18 protein-coding genes are annotated in these 23,596 nt (G+C 46.7%); 6 read left to right on the top strand and 12 right to left on the bottom strand.

All coding sequences use genetic code 11. The features are described 5' to 3' along the window. Nucleotides 1-13: 13 nt before the first annotated feature. From E2R65_RS02425 to bglX, 4 genes are all read right to left on the bottom strand, one after another. Complete coding sequence (locus E2R65_RS02425) at nt 14-3,586, bottom strand: VCBS repeat-containing protein (RefSeq protein ID WP_134334876.1); 3,573 nt, start codon at nt 3,584-3,586, stop codon at nt 14-16. A gap of 80 nt (nt 3,587-3,666) precedes the next feature. After that, nucleotides 3,667-5,505, bottom strand: a complete 1,839-nt coding sequence (locus tag E2R65_RS02430) for a RagB/SusD family nutrient uptake outer membrane protein (protein ID WP_134334877.1) — start codon at nt 5,503-5,505, stop codon at nt 3,667-3,669. A gap of 32 nt (nt 5,506-5,537) precedes the next feature. Continuing rightward, nucleotides 5,538-8,795 carry a SusC/RagA family TonB-linked outer membrane protein gene (locus E2R65_RS02435; protein WP_134334878.1) on the bottom strand — a complete coding sequence of 1,086 codons (3,258 nt, stop codon included), beginning with the start codon at nt 8,793-8,795 and terminating at the stop codon, nt 5,538-5,540. 788 nt (nt 8,796-9,583) lie between these two features. After that, on the bottom strand, nt 9,584-11,893 hold the full coding sequence (gene bglX / locus E2R65_RS02440) for a beta-glucosidase BglX (RefSeq protein WP_183500297.1): 2,310 nt from the start codon (nt 11,891-11,893) through the stop codon (nt 9,584-9,586). 186 nt (nt 11,894-12,079) lie between these two features. Here bglX and E2R65_RS02445 point away from each other — a divergent pair, with 186 nt between their 5' ends. Beyond that, nucleotides 12,080-12,841, top strand: coding sequence for an NUDIX hydrolase (locus E2R65_RS02445; protein ID WP_134334879.1), 762 nt, complete (start codon nt 12,080-12,082; stop codon nt 12,839-12,841). Nucleotides 12,842-12,943: 102 nt separating this feature from the next. After that, complete coding sequence (locus E2R65_RS02450) at nt 12,944-13,804, top strand: YitT family protein (protein WP_134334880.1); 861 nt, start codon at nt 12,944-12,946, stop codon at nt 13,802-13,804. Nucleotides 13,805-13,812: 8 nt separating this feature from the next. Here the strand turns inward: E2R65_RS02450 and E2R65_RS02455 are convergent, their stop codons facing one another. The 6 genes from E2R65_RS02455 to E2R65_RS02480 form a co-directional block, all read right to left on the bottom strand. Continuing rightward, on the bottom strand, nt 13,813-14,016 hold the full coding sequence (locus E2R65_RS02455; RefSeq protein WP_134334881.1) for a hypothetical protein: 204 nt from the start codon (nt 14,014-14,016) through the stop codon (nt 13,813-13,815). Nucleotides 14,017-14,110: 94 nt separating this feature from the next. Then, complete coding sequence (locus tag E2R65_RS02460; RefSeq protein ID WP_134334882.1) at nt 14,111-15,028, bottom strand: DUF72 domain-containing protein; 918 nt, start codon at nt 15,026-15,028, stop codon at nt 14,111-14,113. A 96-nt stretch (nt 15,029-15,124) separates the two neighbouring features. Next, complete coding sequence (locus tag E2R65_RS02465; RefSeq protein ID WP_134334883.1) at nt 15,125-16,738, bottom strand: amidase; 1,614 nt, start codon at nt 16,736-16,738, stop codon at nt 15,125-15,127. Nucleotides 16,739-16,796: 58 nt separating this feature from the next. Continuing rightward, nucleotides 16,797-17,324: a hypothetical protein gene (locus E2R65_RS02470; protein ID WP_134334884.1), complete on the bottom strand. Its 528-nt coding sequence runs from the start codon at nt 17,322-17,324 to the stop codon at nt 16,797-16,799. Between the two features lie 92 nt (nt 17,325-17,416). After that, nucleotides 17,417-17,923 (bottom strand): hypothetical protein, encoded by a 507-nt coding sequence (locus tag E2R65_RS02475; protein ID WP_134334885.1) that lies wholly within the window; start codon nt 17,921-17,923, stop codon nt 17,417-17,419. 15 nt (nt 17,924-17,938) lie between these two features. Continuing rightward, nucleotides 17,939-19,207: an alkaline phosphatase family protein gene (locus E2R65_RS02480; RefSeq protein WP_134334886.1), complete on the bottom strand. Its 1,269-nt coding sequence runs from the start codon at nt 19,205-19,207 to the stop codon at nt 17,939-17,941. A gap of 178 nt (nt 19,208-19,385) precedes the next feature. Here E2R65_RS02480 and E2R65_RS02485 point away from each other — a divergent pair, with 178 nt between their 5' ends. From E2R65_RS02485 to E2R65_RS02495, 3 genes are all read left to right on the top strand, one after another. Further along, on the top strand, nt 19,386-20,360 hold the full coding sequence (locus tag E2R65_RS02485; protein ID WP_134334887.1) for a glycoside hydrolase family 5 protein: 975 nt from the start codon (nt 19,386-19,388) through the stop codon (nt 20,358-20,360). Nucleotides 20,361-20,433: 73 nt separating this feature from the next. Further along, nucleotides 20,434-20,865 (top strand): hypothetical protein, encoded by a 432-nt coding sequence (locus E2R65_RS02490; RefSeq protein ID WP_134334888.1) that lies wholly within the window; start codon nt 20,434-20,436, stop codon nt 20,863-20,865. Between the two features lie 58 nt (nt 20,866-20,923). Continuing rightward, nucleotides 20,924-21,208: a DUF3072 domain-containing protein gene (locus tag E2R65_RS02495; protein ID WP_134334889.1), complete on the top strand. Its 285-nt coding sequence runs from the start codon at nt 20,924-20,926 to the stop codon at nt 21,206-21,208. Between the two features lie 22 nt (nt 21,209-21,230). On the opposite strand, the gene E2R65_RS02500 is transcribed toward E2R65_RS02495, so the two are convergent. Then, nucleotides 21,231-21,992: an MBL fold metallo-hydrolase gene (locus tag E2R65_RS02500; RefSeq protein WP_134334890.1), complete on the bottom strand. Its 762-nt coding sequence runs from the start codon at nt 21,990-21,992 to the stop codon at nt 21,231-21,233. Then, nucleotides 21,989-22,372, bottom strand: a complete 384-nt coding sequence (locus tag E2R65_RS02505; RefSeq protein WP_308472290.1) for a hypothetical protein — start codon at nt 22,370-22,372, stop codon at nt 21,989-21,991. Before E2R65_RS02505 ends, E2R65_RS02500 begins: the two co-directional genes overlap by 4 nt. 62 nt (nt 22,373-22,434) lie before the next feature. On the opposite strand from E2R65_RS02505, the gene E2R65_RS02510 reads away from it, so the two are divergent. Beyond that, on the top strand, nt 22,435-23,568 hold the full coding sequence (locus E2R65_RS02510) for an acyltransferase family protein (protein ID WP_134334891.1): 1,134 nt from the start codon (nt 22,435-22,437) through the stop codon (nt 23,566-23,568). Nucleotides 23,569-23,596 lie beyond the last annotated feature (28 nt).

The following is a 23,596-nucleotide window of genomic DNA, read 5'->3' on the forward strand; positions in this document are numbered from 1 at the left end:
CGGCTAATAAAAATCAGTTTAAAGGTATATTCCTGGTGTGGCCGGTATTATCTGTAACGGTAACCGATGCCATTGTAGCATCAATATTAAAAAATCTGCCCGATTGCGACAAAAAAGATTCACCATTATAAAATTCCTTTTTACCGGTTTTGCCGGTTTTATATTTGATAGTTGCAAACATATCCAGCGGTTGCAGGGCTACGGTACGCACCTGTTTTTTAAGTTCAAAAACCTTCATGGCGCCTTTAAACTGTGTGGCAGCCACCAGGTAGCTACCCCCGGCGCCGCGCAGCTTCACCAGCGCCTTGCCGTTGCCCGGGATGTAAATACCGCTTTGCATAATGGTAAGCGGTTTAAAGCCGCCCTTACCATCGCCTTTTAGTAACAGCCCGTTAAAGGCATCATAACGGCCGGTGGTAACCTCGGTGCCGTAGTCGTTGCCATTCAGTGCTACATCCAGGTTGCCATCGGCATTAAAATCATCTATCAGAATACCCGATAACTGCGAGATCTGCGCCTGTACGGGTAAGGGCATCAGCGTAAATTTACCTTTGCCATCGTTACGTAAATAGCAGGACCGAAGCTCGTTTGCTTTAAGCCGGAGGGCGCCCTTGCGCATTTCGGGCGTTATCACGCTATCCATTGTTGCTACTGCGTATGATTTATAATTCTGAAACTTAACGCGCAGGCTGATGATCTGCTTCACCATATCGTCGCGTGTGTTTGCCGGGTATTCCCGCATAGCCCCTTTCTGGTCTTTTAAAAACACCGACGGGATAGCATCATAGCTGTCATTCGTATCAAAATCCTTTGCGGTAATGTACACCGGGTATTCATCTGTAGCTTTGTAAAAAGTATTCAGGCCGGTGTTGCCAACAATATAATCTATATCGCCGTCGTGGTCAAAATCGCCGCCTGCAATGGTGTTCCACCAGCCCAGTTTATCGGCTATGCCGGTATTGGCGGTAGCGTTTTTAAATACACCGTGGTCGTTCTTCATAAAAGTTACCGGCATCCATTCGCCGGTAATAACCAGGTCGGGCCAGCCATCGTTATCATAATCTGTAAAGGATGCATCGCAAACCAGCCCCAGGTTATGCAACCCTTTGGCTACGGTTGGTGTAACATCTGTAAACTTAAGCAGCCCTTTTTTACTGTCATTCCTTAATATAAAGCTCGATACGGGTTTGGGGTAGTTCCAGGGGTCTACCCTGCCGGATACAAACAGATCCAGCGTGCCATCCTTATTATAATCAACCGCTTTTACACATAATTTACTGGTAAAGTTTGCAGGCAGGGCGTTAGGCTGCAGTGTAAAGTTACCCTTGCCATCATTAACGTAAACCCTGTCCTGGTAGGATGCGGAGCCCGATGCGTCTTCGTAACCGCCGCTGGCTGCATACAGGTCAAGGTCGCCATCGCCGTCGGCATCAAACAATAAAAGGCCTTCATCTTTAAATTTACCGGTTAAGCTTGCGGCTGCAGGTAACAGGCTGCGTTGTGTAAACTTGCCGTTTGCCTGCTGCAATAATAGTTGCGCAGGGTATTTAGCGGTACCGCCTACCACCATATCATCAAACCCGTTACCGTCAACATCACCCACGGCAACAGCCGGTGCGTATTCTGATAATTTATGCGGGATAAGCTTTTGGATGTTAAAATCGGCAAAATCAATATCATTATGCTTATAGGTGATGCCTTTGGCTGCGGTAACTTCGCTAAACATAGCCGCGTTATTTACAGTCGGGGTACCGAATGTGTAATTATCCACGGCATGGGCTATATCAACCTTCAGCACCTGGTCGGCCTTTACGTGGTTAAGCTTTTGCTGCCTGCCGTTTTGCCACCTGATGATAACAGAATCTACAAGCGTAATTTTGCCCAGCCCAAAATGGGCAATGTTTTGTATGGTAGAAAGATACCCGCGAAAGGGCGTATTTTCATAAACCTGGTGCTGGCCATGGTTATAATAAATATCGGCCCAGGCGCCAATGCCATCTTTATTTTGCGGGCCGCCCTTAAACTGTATCTGTAAAAAATGGTTATTTTGTTCATCGTGGCGGCGGGCGGTATTTTTATATAAAAAAGGTTCGTCGTCAATGTTATTGATCACCATATCCATAGCGCCGTCGTTATCCAGATCCGCGTAGGCCGCCCCGTTAGAAAATGATGCCACATCCATCCCCCAGCTTTTGGTAACATCCTCAAACTGCAGGTTACCGCCGTTATGGAAGGCATAGTTAGGGATCTTTACGATAGGGATCTGCTGCAGGATCTGCTGCTTGGTGGCAATAGAATAGGCATCGTTACGAAAGGCGATAAAATCATGATCGGTAACATCGCGCGGATAGCCGTTGGTAACCACAATATCCCGGTAACCATCGTTATCAAAATCTGTTATCATAGGCCCCCAGCTCCAGTCTGTTTGGGCTACACCGCTTAAAAAAGCGGTTTCACTGTATATAGGCACCCCTACCGAATCGTTTTGCCCTAAACGCGGGCCCTGGTTTATCTGTAAAGTGTTATGATTGTATTGGTACTGATAGCCATAAGTATCAAAATTTAGGTATAGCTGATAGGCGTTGGCCGGCATAAACATCTTTTTACGATAGTTATCCTCCGGGTCCATATCCAGCTCAAAAACATCGGCAAGGCCGTCATTATTAATATCCTGCACATCCTGCCCCATGGCGCTGGTAGCGGTATGCTTAAAGTACTCCTGCGACCGGTCGGTAAATGTGCCGTCGTGGTTATTGATGTAAAGGATATTGCTGGGTAAAAAATCGTTGGTTACGTAAATGTCTTTCCAGCCATCCCGGTTAAAATCGGCGATGCTTGCTGCGTGGCCGTAACCTTCTATCGTTATACCGGCTTGTTTGGATACGTTTTGGTAAACGCCGTGCTTTAAAGCGGGATTATAATCGTTACGGTACAGCCTGCCGGTATTGCGCGCGGTACCATCTTTTATAAGCGGCCTGAAAGCGCTTGTATTATCTGTTGACTGCGCCTCGTTAACAGTGAGGTACATATCCAGGTCGCCATCGTTATCATAATCAAAAAACGAGGCCATGGTAGAGTGCACATTTATATCGAGGCCGTATGCTTTGGAAGCTTCCTTAAATACAGGCACGCCATCTTTTACTCCCTGGTTTATATAAAGCAGGTTTAAGCGCTTAACCGAATCATTAAGCAAAGTGTTACACACGTAAATATCCTTTAAACCATCGTTATTGATATCTACAACGGCAACGCCACGCCCCCAGCCGCCTTTACCGCCAACACCGGCCTTTTGGGTAACATCCGCAAATTTAAAATCGCCTTTATTGAGGTATAAACGATTAGGTACCGCATTCCCTATAAAATAAATATCCTGCAGGCCATCGTTATTAAAATCGCCTATGCCTACACCGCCGCCGTTATAAATATTCAGTTTATCAAGCGGGTTGATGCTATCGTTCTCTACAATCTCGTTATTAAACTTGATACCCGAGTGTGATGATGGAACCAGCTGAAAAAGGGTAGCTTTTTTACATGAAAATACAAGCGGGAACAGAACAAAAAACAACAGGTATTTAAAGGGCTTCATGCAACGATATTAAGAAATATATTCATAAAAAAAGAGGGGAAGACAGCTCACCTCCCCCTCTTTTAACAGTACAATGCGGATTAATAACCGGGGTTTTGTTTCAGCGCCCCTTTGGTTAGATCTATCTGGATCTGCGGTATTGGATAAAACTCGTTGCGGCCGCTGGTAAACTTGGCAGCTTTAATTACCGCCGAAGTAAATTTATCGCCTACGTCACGAGTGTTTTTAAGGTACTTTTCAATCTCGGTACCCATAAAGCCATTCCCGGCAGGCCCGCCGTTGATACCATCCCAGCGAGATAGGTCAAAATAGCGGTGGCCTTCCATACCCAATTCAAGCTTGCGCTCAAAATAAACGGCTTTACGTGCATAGGCCTGGCCATTGGCTGCAAACTGCCCGTTATATGGGCTAATTTTATAATTAGCCGCAAACTGGTTGTTATCTACAATCGGCTTGGTTGCATCGTTACCTGTGTAACCGGTTAATTTACCCTTTACCCAGCCGCTTTGGTTTGCTGCACGGTTGCGTATCTGGTTCACATAACCTTCGGCTGCGCCCAGGTCATTTGCTTCAACAGCACATTCGGCAGCCCATAAAAGCACATCGGCGTACCTGATGGCATTATAGCTGTTTGCTGTTGACTGGTTGGCAGCCCAGCCGCCGTAAGCATCTGAAGTGGTTGATTGCGCCGCCTTGTAATAAACATTTTTAATAGGCAGATAAGGGCCTCCGTTGGGCTGATCGCGCGCCCAGGCAGCACCGGGGCAAATACCCCAGTCTAAATAAGGGATACCACGGCGGCCAACAGACCAATCTAACCGCGGGTCAACCGTTTCATCGCCCGGCAGATAGGTAGCATCATCAGCCTTAACCCCCTGGTCGTTTTTGATGTAATCGTTCTGGTAGGTATCCATTAACGGTAAGCCGTTGGCATCTACTTTAAACGAGTTTACAAAATCAAACGTAGGCTGGAAGAAACCGCAGCAGCCTGCAGGCCCGCCAGACGGGAAATTCAATACGTTACCTGCGTTACCATTCAAGCCGTTTGCACCATCTTTTACTGATGTTTGCACTACAAACACCCCCTCAGATCCGTTTTTGGTTGACGGGTTAAAGTTGTTGGCATAGTTTACCAGCTGGTATTTAGCGCCCGAGCTTGTTTTACCATTCGCGATGATATCCTTTAAAATGGTATAAGCATCCGCATATTTATGATCGTACATTAATGTTTTTGACAAAAATGATAATGCAGCCCATTTATTTGCACGGCCAATCTGCGGCTGGGTTTCTGGCAGCGCATCAGCGGCAGCCTTAAAATCAGCTTCTATTTTATCCCAGATGGGGCCGGGATTGGCTAAATTGTAGTTATTGGCCAGATAGGTTACGGTTTCATCGGCATAAGGGACGTTCTTCCATAACTTTGCAGCCTCAAAATGGAAAAACCCACGCAAAAAACGCGCTTCTGCAACAAACTGCTTTTGCTGATCATCGGTGATAGAGCCATCTTTAACTGTTGGTAAAATACGCAGTACATCGTTTGCGCGCTGCACACCCGCATAGCAAACCCGCCACTTAGAATCCAGGTACTCGTTGCTGCCGGTAGAGTTAAAGGCCTCTAATGTAGCGGCATCGGGCTGATCGCCGGGGTTTGACCCTTTAAAGGCATCGCCGCCTACTACACTGCCGTAGATCCAGTTGTCTGTACCGGAGCGCCATGGGTCGCCTTTTTGGCCGTCGTAAACACCGTCTACAACCGAGTAGGCACCTATCAATACCGCATCAACACCAGTCCTGGTGGCAACGGCTTCGGGTGATAACGCGCCAACAGGCGGCTGATCAAGATAATTCTTACAAGAGTATGAGGAGGCTAACAGCACTACTGCAGCCGGTATAATTATTTTTAATTTGAGATTTTTCATAACTATTATTCTTTTTACGTAGTTAGTTATCGTTAAAATGATAAGTTAACACCCAAAATAAACCTGCGTTCGTTATTTGGATAGTTACCTAAATCAACACCCACACTGTTCTGGTCTATTGATTGTAACTCAGGGTCTGCACCGGTATATTTAGTTATTGTAAATAAGTTGGTACCCTGTACATACACGTGTAGTTTATCAACCCCAACGCTTTTTAACATAGATGGAGCGAAAGTATAACCAACCTGCACCGAACGAAGCTTAAGGAACGATCCGTTCTCTACGTAATAAGAGTTGATGGCATCTGTTGTACTAAAGTTGTTTGCGTTTTCGGCAATGGGTGTTTTAGCCCTGGCATTCTGCGCAGGTGTTTTTGCGGGGTCCCAGGCGTTGTATAACAGATCGCGGCTTTTGTTACCGGTTTGCGAACCGTAAAAGTTTGTCCAGTATTTAATAGAGTTATAAACATCGTTACCCTGCGAGCCGTAAAATACAGCCGCAATATCAAACCCTTTGTATGCGGCATTTAAGTTTACACCGTAAGTAAAATCGGGGTTGGGGTTGCCGATAAAGGTACGGTCGGCATCGGTTATGCGCCCGTCGCCATTAATATCGGCATAACGGAAACGGCCCGGTGCTGCTGCTGTTTGATACTCGATAGCACCAAAAGGCCCGGCCGGTACCGATGCATTCAGCGCATCTATCTCTGCCTGGGTATTCCAGTAACCCTGCACTTTATACCCATAGAACTGGCCTATGCTGCCGCCAACATCGTTTTTAACCACCTGGCCGTTACGCACACCTACTGCAGTAAAGCTTGCACCCAGGTTATTGATGCGGTTTCTAACCGTAGTGATATTTGCGCCAATGTTATAGGTTAACCCGCCTGATTTACCACGATAGGTAGCGCTGATATCAAACCCCTTGTTTTCTACCGCACCTACGTTAATGGTTGGCGGCGTAGAGGGCGAACCACCCACGGTTGCTGCCAACGGAACCTGCACCAGTAAGCCATCCACATTTTTCTTGTAGTACTCCACCGTCAGATCGATGTGGTTAAACAAGGATGCATCAAAGCCTACGTTAAATACTTTATCCCGCTCCCAGGTGGTAACCAGGTTAGCGGTTGAGTTGTTGAAGAAACCGGCAATAACTGAATTGATAGAACCATCAATTGGGTAAGATGCGCCGCCGGCACTGGTGCCGAAGGTAGAATAAGCCGTATTACGCCTTACGTTGCCGTTAAAGCCCGAAGTACCGTAACTGCCGCGGATCTTCAGATCGTTTATCCAGGTAACATCCTTCAGGAAATCTTCCTGCGATGCACGCCAGGCCAGTGATATGGATGGAAACGTGCCCCATTTTTGGCCGGTATAAAATACCGAACTACCATCGCGGCGGATGGTGGCGCCTAAAATGTATTTATCGTTAAATACATAATCTAAGCGACCGAAAAATGATAATACTTTGTTAAGGTTACCATAGCCACTGTTAGAGGTGGTTGTACTTGGCTTACCCTGCGAAATGCTGGCAAAGAAAGGATCCAGCGAGAAAAGGTTGTTGGTAGATGCGTTTATAGAACGCTGGCTATAGCTTCTTGCCTCAAAACCGCCCAGCAAATTGATACTGTGCTTACCAAAAACCTGTTTGTAATTTACCGTGTTGCTCCAGTTATAGTTGGTTTCGTATAACGAACCTTCGTTGTACTGGTTATTACCGCCGTGTGCTTCGCCGCTGTCATACTGGCGGTAGCCGATGTTGTAATAGTACCTGTTTGCGATATCTGCACTGAAAGCGGTACGCGCGGTTAAATGTTTTAAGAAATCAACCTCGCCAAATGCTGTGCCCTGTAAACCCCAAAGGTTGGTGTTGTTGGTTTTTTGGCGCTCTTGTATGCCTACCGGGTTAAGTGCGTTACCCAGATCGGCAGTACCGGCATAAGTGCCGCCTAAATTGCCGGCTACGTCACGCACGGGGATGATAGGAAGCGTACGGTAGGTTTCTGAGATCGGGTTACCTTCGTTTTGGTTACCGCCATTACCCAAGCCACCGCCGCCATTTGGCGACTGCACATAGAAAAAGCTGAAATTTTCGCCAACGCGTACGTGGTCCTTCACACTAAATGAGGTGTTAACACGCGCCTGGTACCGCTTAAAATAGGTATTGATCAAAGTACCCTGCTGGTTGGTATAACCCAACGACATGAAGTAGGAATTTTTATCGCTTGCGCCGCTTGCGCTTATTGTGTGCTGCTGTATCGGTGCCGATTTAAACACCTCGTGATACCAATCGGTACCCTGCCCTTTTACAAACTTCTGGATCAGGTAATCCAAGGCGGGGTCGTTATCTAAATGGTAGTTTGGTAAAAAGTTAGCGGCATCTGCCTGGTTAAAATAACCTTTTGCACCCGCGCCGTTTTGATAACCATAATCATATATCTTACCGTTATTGCCTTTTATTAAAGGGTTGTCCGGCGCAACTTTGTTAAGCAACTGCTCATACTCATCTGCATTTAAGGTATTAAATACATTGCCCTGCAGCGGCTGGGTGGTACCATAAAAGGCATCATAAGAAATTTGCGTTTTGCCCTGCTTGCCTTTTTTGGTGGTTACCACAACCACACCGTTACCACCGCTTACACCATAAATGGCTGCGGCGCCGGCATCCTTCAATACCGAGATCGACTCGATATCGTTGGGGTTTACGTTTGACATGTTGGTAGATTGCAAACCATCTATTACATACAAAGGCTGCGAGTTGCCAAAGTTGCTGGTACCACGAATAAATACCTGTGCAGCTGCACCCGGCGCACCCTGTGTTACTACATTAACACCAGCTGCCTGGCCCTGCAATAAACTTTCTGAACTTACCGATGGCACGGATTTGGCAGCTGCAATATTTACAGTTGCAACCGAACCGGAAATATCCTTTTTACGCTGAGTGGTGTAGCCGGTAACCACTACTTCGTTCAGCGCATTGCTGCCGGCCTGTAAAACCACGCTGATGGTTTCGGCGGTACCCACTGTAACTTCCTGTGATTTGTAACCCAGGTAAGAAATTACCAGCACATCGCCGGCGCTTAAGTTAAGGGTAAATTGCCCGTTAACATCTGTTTGCGTACCAATAGTAGAGCCTTTTACACGCACGGTGGCCCCTACTACGGGCAGCTTGTCGTCGCTGCCGGTAACCCGGCCGGTGTGTTTTGTTTGGGCCGTAACTACCAATGAAGATACCATGCAGCATAGTAGCAGGCACAGCACTCTTCCTTTAAGGAGTAAACTTTTAAACATGAGATTTGAGATTTAGTTGATTAATATATTTGATTTTAAGATCGTATATATTGAGGATGGCCGTAATGCTGGTGAGATAACATGGGCAACCACCTCAAAAAAAAGATTTTGTGTTATGGCGCCCCCCTGGCCGGGCTGTACATATCGGTATGCAGTAATTGTAAAAGTTTTATCATATAGTTACACTATGCTGTTAAAATTTTCCATTCTGTTAACGCCGCAACGTGCCTGCTAAAGGCTCATTAGGGGTAGTTGTCCGTTAAGTTTGGTTTGCCTTTTGTTTAGAAAAAAGGTTTATAATTGGTATGCCCTAATATAAATAGAGTGTACAGGTTACACAAGGCGTATAAAAGAATTAGGAATTATTTATTTTTCAGGAATAAATCGCATACAAAACATGCCATTTATCTATATTTATTAAATTAATGTTAATAGTTTAACATTAACGATAAGAAATTAGCAATCTTAAATCTTTTAAGCAACCTGCTTTTTTTGAGGAAATGATGTAGTAATTTCGCAATTATGATAAAGTTTTACCGCTGATTTAAAAATCGCCCTGGCAGATAGCCCTGGATCTGAACCCTTGATTTTTTAACTACAGTTTTTAAATACGGCTGGCAATCCGCAGCAAATTTTTGTTCCTTAAAATGCGTGTATTTACACCAACCTGTTAATGGTTTGTATGCTGTTTGTATAAACTAATGTGCCTTAGTACAGCTACTAAAGCACATTAGTTTAAGTTTTGTATAAAATAAATTTAAGTTTTTTTGCGGGTTAGGGCTTTCAATTTATTTTGCCCACTGCACTTTAGCTGCCTTTACATCGGCGGAGCTTGTGCCTACCTGGATAATAAATTCGCCCGGCTCCCAATCGTATTTTAGCTGGCTGTTATAAAATTTAAGCTTATCCGGTGTGATCGAAAAAACAACATCTTTCTGCTCGCCTTTTTGCAGGCTGATCTTACTAAAACCTTTTAACTCCTTAACCGGGCGGCTGATGCTTGCGGCAGGATCTGTCAGGTATAATTGTACCACCTCTTCGCCTGCATAAGGCCCGTTATTGGTAACGGTAACGGTTGCCGTTAACGTTTCGTTACCCTTAAGGCTTGTTTTATTTAACTTAAGGTTACTATAACTGAATTTAGTATAGCTTAAACCATAGCCAAAAGGATATAAAGGATCGTTGCTGATATCTAAATAGTTGGATTTGAACTTGGTTGGGCCGCCGGTGTAAGGGCGGCCGGTATTTAAGTGATTATAATATAAAGGGATCTGCCCAACACTACGCGGGAAGGTGGTGGTTAATTTACCCGATGGATTGTAGTTACCAAACAACACCTCGGCAATGGCGTTACCTGCCTCGGTACCCGGCGCCCATACATCTAATATAGCGGCGGCGTGCGTATCTTCCCAGGTTAGGGTAAGCGGGCGGCCGTTAAACAATACAATTATAATGGGTTTGCCCAATTTGGCCAACGCTTTCAACATCAGTTGCTGGCTTTCGGGGATGCTAATATCTGCCCGGCTTGATGATTCACCGCTCATGCTTTGCGATTCGCCCACCACGGCTACAATAATATCTGATTTTTTTGCCGCCTTAACTGCATCCTCTATCATATCATCAGGCGATTGTTTATCTAACGATACCATGCCGGGGCCAAAGTTAAGGCGTTTCATAAAGGTGGTATCATCCGTAATATTACTGCCTTTGGCATAATTTATTTTTACATTATCGCCAACAATGTGTTTAATACCCTCGGCCACGCTTACTGATTTTTCCCACTCGCCGCCAATTACCCAGGTACCCAGCATATCCCTTTTATTATCGGCCAGCGGGCCAACCAGGGCTATGCTTCCGCCCGATTTTTTAAGCGGCAGTATCTGGTTGGCATTTTTCAGCAGCACAAAAGAATGCTCGGCAGTAACGCGGGCGGCCTTGCGGTTTGCCTCGGTCATGATCTCGGTCTTCTCGCGCTGCGGATCCAGGGATTTATAAGGGTTATCAAACAGCCCCAGTTTATATTTTGCCTCCAGTATGCGGCGGCAGGCCTGGTCAATATCTGCCTGGGTTATCTTGCCTTGCTGTAACGATCTTTTTAAGGTGGTTAAAAAACCTTCGCCAACCATATCCATATCCAAACCGGCTTTTAACGCCAGGGCAGATACCGTTTGCAGGTTGCCCATACCATGCTCGGTAGTTTCATTCAGCGCGGTGTAATCAGATACCACAAAGCCCTTAAAGCCCCATTGCTTGCGCAGCAGATCGGTAAGCAGCCATTTATTGGTAGTGGCCGGCACACCATCTACCACGTTGAACGAACTCATAAAACTGCCTGCGCCGGCATCCAGCGCGGCCTTGTAGGGCGGCAGGTAATAGTTATACATGGCAACTTTACTCATATCAACCGTGTTGTATTCGCGGCCTGCTTCGGCAGCGCCGTAAAGTGCAAAGTGTTTTACACAGGCCATAACTGCGTCGGCATTTTTCATATTGCTACCCTGGTAGCCCCTCACCATGGCTGCAGCCACTTTGCCGCCCAGGTAGGGATCTTCCCCGCTGCCTTCAGATATACGGCCCCAGCGGGCATCGCGCGCAATATCAACCATAGGCGAAAACACCCAGTTTAAACCTTCGGCGGTAGCTTCTTTAGCCGCAATGTGTGCGGCATGCTCCACAATGGCCATATCCCACGTTGCCGACATGCCCAAAGGGATAGGGAAAATAGTGCGGTGCCCGTGTATCACATCCAGCCCAAATATCAGCGGGATGTGCAAACGGCTGCCTTTTACAGCAGCTTCCTGCATTTTGCGTACGTTATCTGTACCGTATAAACCAAATATACCGCCTATCGTTCCTTTTTTAACCCCATCGCTGATGCCGTTATTGGTTACCGAACCGGTGATGGCCATACCGCCTGTTACCAGGTTTAATTGGCCTATTTTTTCGTCAACGGTCATTTTTTTCATCAAGCCGCTAACAAAGGCATTCATTTTTGCAGTTTCGGCCGTTTGCTGGGCTAATGCCCTGTTAACCGGCAGGCAGAGCATAAGCGCTGCGCCGAATATCACGATAGGCCTGCCCGGGAAGTATTTTTTCATTTTAAACAGAGATTTTTAGATTGAAAAATATATAAACACACAGTTAAGGTTAATTTTAGCAATATTAAATTACTGTAAAACTTATTAGCTATAATTGGTTTTTAAAAACGCTTACTGCATGGTGTAATTGGTACACAATTGTAAATATTAAATTCAAACAATCAAAGTAATTTTATCAATAGCATAATGTTAACAAAGCAGCAACTGGAACAATACTGTGTAGAGGCAACCCAAACCTACCTTAATCATATCTCTATAGATTGTGTGGTGTTTGGTTTTCATGAAGGGCAAATGAAAGTTTTGATGCTTAAGGCCAATATGGAAGAGGCCTGGTACCTGCCCGGCGGCTTTGTACTTAAACAGGAGCCTATTGATAACGCGGCAGACCGCATCCTGAAGGAACGTACCGGCATAGACGAGATATTTTTACAGCAATTCCACGTTTTTGGCCACCCGGACCGCTCCAAGATCCATAACGAGATGTACAAGGGCATGCTGCCGGACGAGCTGAACTTTTTTAATAAGCGATTTATATCTATAGGTTATTATGCTTTAGTTGATTTTTTTAACGTTAACCCGGCGCCGGATGATTTTTCGGAAATTTGTACCTGGCGCGATCTTAACGACCTGCCGGAATTTGAGCTGGACCATGAACTGATCTTTAAAACCGCCTTAGATACCCTGCGCCTGCAACTTAACTACCAGCCTATTGGTTATAACCTGATGCCGAAGGAATTTACCATGCCCGAGCTGCAGAAACTTTATGAAACCATACTGGATAAAAAGCTGGACCGCCGCAACTTTCAGCGCCGTATGCTGGGCTTTGGCATTTTAAACAAGCTGGAAACCACCCGAAAAGGCGGTGCCCACAAAGCCCCCTACCTCTACTCGTTCGACCTGGAGAATTACCAGGCAGCGTTAAAACAGGGGTTAAAAAGCGGCTGGTAAACTGCTTTAGTTGTATTTATGTTAACTTTTAACCTAAAATGGCGTGGGCGGGCAAAATTTGCTATCTTATGCCCTTATCTATCTATTATCGCATAAAGCAGTATGAAATACAGGGGCACCATTGTTGATTCGTTATTGATTATTTTAGGGATCCTGTCTGCCGGGATGGGTTTAAAGGGTTTTTTACTGCCCAGCCATTTTATTGACGGCGGCGTAACCGGTATCTCCATTTTAGTTGCCGATGCTACCAAGCTGCCCCTATCGGTGCTGATTTTTGTGATAAACGTACCTTTCCTGATACTGGGCTACCGCAAGCTGGGCGGGGTGTTTGCCTTTAAAAGTGCGGCAGCCATTGCAGGTTTATCTTTAGTGCTTGCCTTTATGCATTTCCCGGATGTTACGCCGGACAAACTGCTAACCGCGGTATTTGGCGGCGTATTTATAGGCGCAGGGATAGGCATGGCCATCCGTGGCGGCGCCGTGCTTGACGGTACCGAGATAGCAGCCCTGCTGGTAAGCAAAAAAACACAGGTAGTAAGGGTAAGCGATGTAATACTGATACTTAACGTGGTGATATTTGGCGCTGCGGTGTTTCAGTTAGGTGTCGAGAAGGCTTTATACTCTATCCTTACCTACCTGTCGGCATCAAAAATGATAGATTTTATTTTGAACGGGCTGGAACAATATACCGGCATGACGGTGGTATCTACCAAAGGCGAACAGATAAGGATTGCCATTACGCAAAAACTTGGGCGCGGCGTTACTGTTTACCAGGGCAAAAGCGGTTACGGTAAAGACGGCCATATCAACGCCCCGCGAGAGATCATATTTACAGTTGCCACCCGCCTGGAAGTACCCCTGTTAAAGAAAGAGATCTTACGGATAGACCCCGCAGCATTTATTGTACAGCAAAGTGTTGATGACACTACCGGCGGCTTGCTAAAGCGGAAGAAAAGCCACTAACCCCCAGCTTATTTTTTAACGTGGCTATGTACCCATGCCGCATTTTTACCAAGCAGCGTTTTAGTGTACACGGCCAGGTAATCAAAGGTTTGCCCGTCTTTTTCAAGCGTTACAAAAACATCAACGCTTTTGCCGGTATCGTAATCGTTAAGTTCATATAACAGCTCTACCGTTTTATCGGCTGCTTTAAATACCTGTTCATCTGTATGCATTTGATAAAGGTATCGTATTAATACTGTAAATAGCAGTAAATCAGTTTATTTAATATTTGTGGTATGGGCATAAAAATAAACCGGACAAACCGGCTTAATCAAACAGCCCCTTCTCCTTGCCGATGAATTGCGGGCGGCGGATGTGCATGTTTAATTTCTGGTTCAGCTTATCAACAACGTAATCACACAACTCGGGCGAGTAGCGCTCATCGTGCTGGTGCATAAAAAACCATACGGATTGCAGGCCCTGCGCCTGCCAATCGGCAATGCGGTCTATCCATTCATCGCAGCGGGCATAATCGGTGGGGTGCAGCCCGTTGCCTACAAAGCGGATAAAGGCATGCGGTGTAGGCAGCATCATGTGCAGGCAATCCCGGCGGCCGGTAGCATCCGTAAGCACCGCCCCTATATTCAGCCGCTTAAACAGGTTAAAAACCGCTTCCCGGTTTTCGGGCACGGCAAACCAGTCTTTATGGCGCAGCTCTACATAAACAGGTACATCTGTTGGCAGCTGTTCCAGGTAAGCGGTAAGTTCGGGCAGGCTTTTGGGCGTAAAATTATCACTCAGCTGCAAAAACAAGGGCCCCAGCTTATCGCCGAAGGCCATGATACCCTCATAATAAGTGGTAGTTATCTCCTCTGCATTTTTTAACCTGCGGATATGGCTGATACTTTGCGAAAACTTTGGGCAGAATTTAAAATCGGGGTTGCTATCGGCCTTTTGTTTCCACTTGGCAATGGTATCCGGGCCGTAAACCTGGTAAAAGGTGGCGTTTAGCTCTATACAATCGAAATGCTTAACATACTCATCTAAAAAGTTGGCATCCTTGGTTTTTGGCGGATAGATCTGCCCTATCCACTCCTTTCGCCCCCATTTGGCGCAGCCCACATGCACCTGCAAAGTTTTACTTTTATCAGCAGCGGCAAGGGTGGCTTTGGTAAAGGCAGGATCGGGCGGCAGGGTAAAATCTACCAGGGGCAATTCATGTTCGGTTACGCGGCCAAATTCCATATCAACAAATTAGGGCAGCAAGATAAGATGTATTGCCGGCATATAAAACCAAAAACAGTATCCGGAATTAAATTTAGAGTAACAAAACTGCCGGTATTAGCCCAACACATCAGCCCTGAACTTTGGTGCTACCCTTTTTTTGGAGGCCTGCTCATAAGCATAAGCTAACTTTATCAATTCTCCCTCGCCCCATGCCGGGCCAAAAAACGACAAGCCCATCGGCAGGTCGTGCCAGGCGCCCATAGGCACCGTAATATGCGGGTAACCCGCCATTGCCGCCGGCGACGAAAACGAAAAACCATTATCATAATCGCCGTTGATCAGATCTATGCATCCGGCAAAGCCGTTGGTTGGGCCGGCAATGGCATCCAGCCGGTTATCTTTTAAGATACGGTTGATAGCCTGGCGTGTTATGCCGGTAGTTTTACTCAGGGCATCCAGGTATTCTTGGCTGTTCAGGTTGCCTTTGGCCTGGGCCAGTTCCAGTATCTCCTGTTTAAAAAAGGGCATGGCCCGGTCTTCCTGCTGTTGGTTAAAGGCAATCACATCGGCCAGGGTTTTCATTTTTGAATTGGCTTTGCCCAGGTACCGGTTTACGCCATCCTTAAACTCGTACAGCAAAACCGTAAACTCGGCGCCGCCAATATCCTTTAGCTGCTTAAACAGTTCTATCTCTACTATTTCGGCGCCCTGCTTTTTCAACACGGCTATGGCATCATCCAATAGTTTTTTTGTAGCGGCTTTGGGGTTATCCATTTTTTCGATGCCGATGCGTTTGCCTTTAAGGCCGTTGGCATCCAGGTATCGGGTATAATCTTTTTGGGGTTTGCTGCCAATAGTATCCATATCGGCGGCATCGGCGCCGGCTAACAGGCCCAGCATAATGGCGGCATCCTTTACGGTACGCGCCATGGGCCCGGCGGTATCCTGTGTTTTTGAGATAGGGATAATGCCCGACCGGCTCCAGAGGCCTACCGTGGGTTTAATGCCCACCAAACCATTTACCGATGCCGGCGATACAATAGAGCCGTCTGTTTCGGTACCGATGGCTATGGCGCATAAATTGGCTGCCGCCGCGCTGCCCGATCCCGCGCTGGATCCGCTTGGGTTTCTGTTGAGCACGTAGGGGCATCTGGTTTGCAGGCCGCGGCTGCTCCAGGCGCTGGTAGCATGCGTAGAACGAAAGTTTGCCCATTCGCTCAGGTTGGTTTTGCCTAATATTACCGCGCCGGCCTGGCGCAGTTGATGCACAATAAAGGCATCCTGTTTGGCAAAATTATCGGCAATGGCCAAAGCCCCGGCGGTGGTATGCATATTGTCGCCGGTATCGATATTATCTTTTATCAGCACGGGGATGCCGTGCAGCGGCCCGCGAAGCTTTTTTGCCTTGCGTTCCTTATCCATATTATCGGCCATATCCAATGCACTCTTATTCAGTTCTATAACCGAGTTAAGCCTGGGGCCATTCTTATCGATGGCATCTATCCGTTTTAAATACAACTCGGTGATGGAGCGCGAGGTATGGCTGCCATCCTGCATCATTTTTTGCAGGCTATCTATAGTAGCCTCATTCAGTTCAAAATCATCCACAAAGGCATCTGTACCGTTGCTGCCTTGTGCTGCAGGCGGTTGTTTACAGGATGCGCCCACCAGGGCAGAAAACGTTAGCCCGGCTATCGAACCCGTTTTTAAAAAGTTTCTTCTTTCCATAATTAGGAATGGTGCTGTTGATCATCACAATTAACAAAATAAATAGCTGATTTGAAAGCTAATCGGTAAAGAACATGGGCTTGCCGGGTGTAGGGATCACCAGGTTGTCGTTATAATCGGGCAGTAATTTGTACAAAACCTCCGGCGGCATTTTGCCTACATCCATAAATGCCCAGCTTTTGCCCATATCGTTACTAATGGCCAGCAGGTAAGACCGGCTCACATAATGCCCGTTAAACATTTTAAGGATGATGGTTTCGGGCAGCAGGCAATGGATCTGGGTCCCTGCCTTGTAAAACTTTCCCGGCGAACCTACCGAACCGCTAAACTGAATGATGCCTTGCTTTTTCAGCCCTTCGATCCGTTCGCTTATCAGTTTCTGCATTTCATCGCGCCCGCCCGATAGGGCTACCAGCTTTGGATAGGTAAGATCTGTAACCGTTTTAAAATCTCCGTTAAAAGATGCCGAGGCAAAGCGCTGGGCCTGTTTTTTAACCAGCGCGGTATCTTGCGCACAGGTAATACAGGGTAATGTTAAAAGTAATAATGCCAGGCAGGTTAGCCTTATTGCAACAGGTAAATTCATTTTTCACATTCAAATTGCGGCGCCCCGGCCGGCTATGCCAAGGTGGGTAAGCAAATAGCACCCCACCGGCAATTATTTTATACTACCCCGTTTTACAAGGTTACCGGCGGTGTGGGCCGGGGTATTATTAAACTATTATTAAAGTTAGGGAATATGGTTTTAATATAGCTGATGGTTTGCTGGTTAAGATCAAGAAACGTCCAGCTTTTGCCTTTATCCTTACTTACAGCCAGCAAGTTACTTTTGGCGGCTATACGGCCTTTTCCTGTTTTCATGATAATTGTTTCGGGCAGCAGGCAATGGATCTCGGTGCCTGCTTTGTAAAATTTGCCCGGCGACCCTATCGTTACCTTTTCAAACGCAAAGCCCTGTGCTTTCATCTGCCCTATGCCGGTGGTCATCATTTGCAGCAGTTTTTCTTTACCGCCGCCTATTTCAACAGCTTTGGGGTAGGTATGGGCAATTACGGTTTTAAAATCGCTGTTCATCAAAGCCTTTGCAATTACACTGGCCTGGCGTTTTACGGCAGCGGTATCCTGCGCAAAAAGCGATGCGGGCAATACAAGCAGCAATACTATTTTAAAAAGTTTGGTCATCATGGTTTTCCGTTTCTTTTATTTTTTAAGTATCAGGTTGGGCAACTTGTTGTTGCCGTCAACCTTTTGGGTGTGTTTAATGCCCAATATACTGCTTACCAGGTTAAATACCGAAACATTTTCAAAAGCGGGGATGGTAAGGCCCTGTTTAAATGCCGGCCCCCAGGCATAAAAGCTGGCGTGCATATCTTTCACCACGCTTGGGTCGTACCCGTGCCAGCCGGGGTTAATTTTTTTACTGTTCCACAGGTTAAATACTTTAGGGGGGCGCGGTATCAGTAATATATCGCCAATGCGGTTGTGCCAATCGTCGGTTACGCCGTAATGCAGGTGTGCCGGTACGTTCGTTTTCAGGTACACATCGTAGCCGTCGGCTTCTTTTTTAAGCGCCTGGTAGGTACCGGCAATATCCTGCTTGTTCTTGGCATAAAGCTCTACCAGTATCCCGTCGCCGGATATGACAAACTTAGCCGTATCAATTGCCGCGGGGATGCCTATCGGGTTTTTATTGTCAACGCGGGTCATCCCATGGTCTGATACAAAAATAAAGTTAACATTCTTAAGCCCGGTGGCTTTAACCGCCTGCTGCAATTCGTTCACCGCCGAATCTACAAAATGCACTTCGCGCTCCACCTCCGGCGACTCGGGCCCGTTCAGATGAGCGGCGTGGTCTACCTGCGGGAAGTAAAAGGTAATAAGGTGCGGGCGTTCTGCAGGGGGCAGGTTCAGCCAGTCTGTCACGGCTTTTATCCGGCTGCCGATAGCTATCTTCTCGTTATATACATAATAATAGGTGGGGCGGATGCCTTTTATTTCGGCCTCTGATGCCACCCAGTAAAAACTTGCCGAAAGCATTTTTTGCTGCTCGGCCAGCACCCAAAGCGGCGAACCGCCGTACCAGCTTCCGTCGGCCACCTTAAGCTTGTTACTCATCGAGTACTTATCCTTCCGGCCACGGTCATAAAAGGTGTTGTTTACCAGGCCCGAATGCGATGGGTACAAGCCGCTTGTAATGGCATAATGATTAGGGAAGGTAACCGAAGGGTAAGACGGGATCATGGATGATGCACTAACCCCCTGGCTGCCCAGGCTTAAAAGATGGCCGGCATTGTACCTTTTAGCAAAATCATACCTAAAACCATCGGCAGATATCAGGATGACATAGGGCTTTTTTTGCTGTTGCGGGCTATTGCGCCGGCCAGGAATTATTTTTTGAACGGTATCCTGGCAAAAGCTGTTTAATACTACGGCAAAAAGCAGCAGCAGGGCTATATTATATTTTTTCATGTAATGAGTTGGCGGCTAAATGTAAGTATTTAACATGAAGTTAAGGTTATGATATTAGGTAGGGGTTGCGCATACCCAACGGATTAATAAGATTGAATATTGTTGTTTTTTAACATTGTTTGATGCTTTTTTTACATAATTGCGCAATACTGCCGCCAGATGCTTACACTTGTTTTGTATGAGGAGGATGATGGCTTTATTATTGCTGCTTGGGTTTGTACTGAACACCGCAGCATTTGCGCAAACGGCTGTAGATAAAAATGGCGCGTTAACCATAGCAGGCGGCAAAATTGTAAACAAGAACGGCGTACCGCCACAGCTTAGGGGCATTAGTTTATCGTGGAGCTTGTGGGCCGGGCAAAAGTATTACAACCCTGCCGTAGTAAACTGGCTGGCTACAGATTTTAAGGCAACCATCATCCGTGCATCGATGGGCGTGCAGCCTTATGGTGGCTACCTGCAGCAGCCTGATCTGCAAAAGCAACTGATAGTAAGTGTGGTTGATGAAGCCATTAAACAGGGTATTTATGTGCTGATAGACTGGCACGACCATAACGGGCACCTGCATATACCGCAATCAAAAGCGTTTTTTGCCGAAATGGCCAAAAAGTATAAAGGAGTACCAAACGTGATCTACGAGATCTGGAACGAGCCCGAGCGCATTAGCTGGGATACCGTAAAGAACTACGCCATGCAGATCATCCCCGAGATACGCAAATACGACCCGGATAACCTGATCATTGTGGGCAGCCCCAAATGGGACCAGGATGTGGATGTGGCGGCGGCCAGCCCCATAAAGGGATTTAAAAATATTGCCTACTCTTTTCATTTTTACGCTACCGAACCCAGCCACCAGGATGGTTTACGGGCCAAAGCCGACAAAGCCATTAAAATGGGGCTGCCGCTGATGGTAACCGAATGGGGCGTTGGCGAAGCCAGCGGCGACGGCTACTTTGATATGGAAAAGAATAAAAAGTGGATGGCCTGGGTAGAGCAAAATAAACTGAGCTGGGTAAACTGGAATGTTACCGATAAGCGCGAAACTACTGCTTTACTGCAAGCCGGCGCCCCTGCTGCCGGCGGCTGGCTTATTAACCAGCTTACACCGGCAGGCTTTTACATACGCGAACAACTGCGCCTGTTAAACAAGTAAAATTATAGTTATATGATTGGCCCTGTGTGTAAAACACCTATATTTAGGGATGTTAGCATGCCGTATATTTACTTTGCTTATACTTACACTTGCCCTGCAAGCCTGTAATACCCCAAAAAGAAAAATTTATACCAGCGAATGCGCAGCCGGCATCCGGTTTAAAAAGGTAAGTTTTGCCAACCTTGCAGATAGCATTAAATACTACGATAAGCAGTATGTAGAAGTATCTGGCAAGTACCTGGAGGGTAAAAATCAATCGGCCCTGGTAAACGACAGCACCTACACGGGCCGCAGCAACCAATCGTTATGGGTTAATTTTACGCAGGATTGCCCTTTATACCTGCTGGGCAAACGTACCGGCCTTTTTGAAACCGAAGACGGTGAATATAATAAAATAAGCGACCGGCACATGACCCTTCGCGGCCGTATCAACCTGGAAAAAAAAGGCCACAACCAGGCTTACATGGCCACCATTAACGAGGTAAGCTACCTGGAGCTGGATTAATATGCCAATCCTAAAAACATTAGCAATACTGCGCGGTTTATTATAAAAAACCAATGCTATGGCTAACGTAAATAATGATAACGAACTTTTTGATGATACGAACAAGGCATCATCTGCTGATACGAACGACGGCCTTAAAGGCTCTAACACCATCAAAGACCCTGACGAATGGACAACCGGCGACGAGCCGATGACCGGCGCGCAGCAATCTTATCTTAAAACCCTGTCTGATGAAGCCGGCGAGGCGTTTGATGATTCGCTTACCAAGGCCGATGCCTCAAAAAAAATAGACGAATTGCAGCATAAAACCGGCCGCGGATTAGATAACGGGCTTAACCGTTAAAGCGCGGCGGTGCTACCGGCAGTTAAATTTGCAGCTTTAAACCATCGTAAGCCAGTTCGATACCGGCGGGCAGCTCTTTGCTGATATCGGCATGTTTGCCCAGGCGGTGGCTGATATGGGTAAGATAGGTTTTTTGGGCGCCTGTTTCGCGGGCGAACGCAATGGCTTCATCAAGGGTAAAGTGCGAAATGTGCTTTTCTTTTTGCAGCGCGTTGATCACCAGGATTTTTGTCCCGCGGATCTTGTCTATCTCTGCACCGGCTACCGTTTTGGCATCGGTGATGTAGGTAAAATCGTTGATGCGATAGCCTTTTACCGGCAATTTGTAATGCATCACCTCGATAGGTATAAATGGCACATCGCCAATAGCAAACGGCTGGTTACCCACGGTGTGCAACGTTATCTGCGGGATGCCGGGGTAGCCCTCGCGTGCAAAGATGTATGGAAACTCGCGGCGCAGGGCCAGTTGTACGCGTTCGTCGGCATACACATCTACAGGACCCTGCTGCTTATAATTAAACGCGCGGATATCGTCCATCCCGGCCACATGGTCTTTATGTTCGTGGGTAAAAGCAATGGCATCCAGGTGCATTACTTTTTCGCGCAGCATCTGGTACCTAAAATCGGGCCCGGCATCAATGGCAATAACCTTGCCGCCGCCCTCAACCAAAACAGACGTGCGCAGGCGCTTGTCGTGCCCATCTGCCGATTGGCAAACCGGGCAGGTACACGCTATTACAGGCACACCCTGCGAAGTTCCGGTTCCTAAAAAAGTAATGGTCACAGCTGCAGTGTTGTTTGTTTTAGCTGGTGCAAAAATGCAGCCTGTTTATCGTCCAATAAGTTATAATCTATTTCAAGCGTTCGTGCCAGTTCGGCTATGGCCGCAATTTTACTTTCCAGGTTGGCAAACTTGTTCACTACAATTATGCGGCTGTTCAGCAGCATACAGGCCCCGGTTTTAAAGTTCCCCTTCTCATACCGCACCCGGTAGCCGCTTGTTTTCAGCAGCATTTCCAGTTTTTCTAAAGTATGATTGGTAATGGTAAGCATGTTTTCAAAAATAGTAACATTTACCATTATGGCGGTTAAATACTTGTAAATAGATGCACGGCTCAACTTCTTAAAATTGTTTACAAAGTTTATTACGGCATGCTGCAACATTTAATAATTTACTATCTTGGTTGCAGTAAATCTCCTTAATAAATTAACCTGTTATACCCATTATGAGCCAAAAAGCCGAACGGTTCCTGTCGCTGGATGTTTTCCGCGGGCTAACCATTTGTTTTATGATCATTGTAAACACGCCCGGCAGCGGCGCCACCCCCTTTGCCCCGCTTGAACATGCCGCCTGGTTTGGCTTTACCCCTACCGACCTGGTGTTCCCGTCGTTTTTATTTGCGGTGGGCAATGCCATGAGCTTTACCATGCAAAAGTTTGCCGATGCCGGCACCGGCACCTTTATATACAAGGTGTTAAAACGCGGCTTGCTGATCTGTTTGATCGGTTACCTGATGTCGTGGTTCCCGTTTTTTAACCATACGGATGCCGGTTGGGTATTCAGGCCTGTAGAAAATACACGCATTTTGGGTGTGCTGCAGCGCATAGGCCTGTGCTATATATTTGCTTCATTCATCGTATATTTTGTACGCTCCAAAACAGCGGTGATCATAATAAGCACACTGCTTTTAATAGGCTACCAGGTGTTGCTGCTGCTATTTGGCGACCCTGCCGCGCCTTACGGTATGCTCACCAATGCGGGCACCTATCTGGATAAATTTGTAATGGGCGACAGCCACCTGTACCACGGTGAGGGCGTTGCCTTTGACCCCGAGGGGATCCTGAGCACCCTGCCTGCCATCGTAAATGTTATAGTGGGGTACTACGCCGGTAAATTCATTCAGCAAAAAGGTAAAGGGTACGAAACCATTGCCCGCCTGGCGCTGATGGGTTGTGTATTCATCTTCATCGCCCTTACCTGGAACATAAGTTTCCCGATAGGTAAAAAGCTATGGAGCAGCCCCTTCACCTTATTAACTACAGGTATTGATATGGTGATGATAGCCGCCCTTATTTACGCCGTAGAAGTGCGCGCCTGGAACAAATACAACTGGACATCCTTTTTCACCACCGTTGGTAAAAACCCGCTGGCCATCTACATCCTGTCGGAAGTGCTGATCATCACGTGCTGGATGATCAGGATCGGCGACAAAAACCTGGCTGGCTGGATAAACGATGTATTTTATCAAAAAATAGCGCCGGGGGCGCTGGGTTCGCTGCTGTTTGCGGTAAGCTATATGCTGCTTTGCTGGTGCGTAGGCAAGGTGCTGGATAACCGGAAAATTTATATCAGGGTATAAGCATTGGCTTGATATTTGAACCCTTTGT

It is taken from the genome of Mucilaginibacter phyllosphaerae, assembly GCF_004378255.1.
GTDB lineage: Bacteria > Bacteroidota > Bacteroidia > Sphingobacteriales > Sphingobacteriaceae > Mucilaginibacter > Mucilaginibacter phyllosphaerae.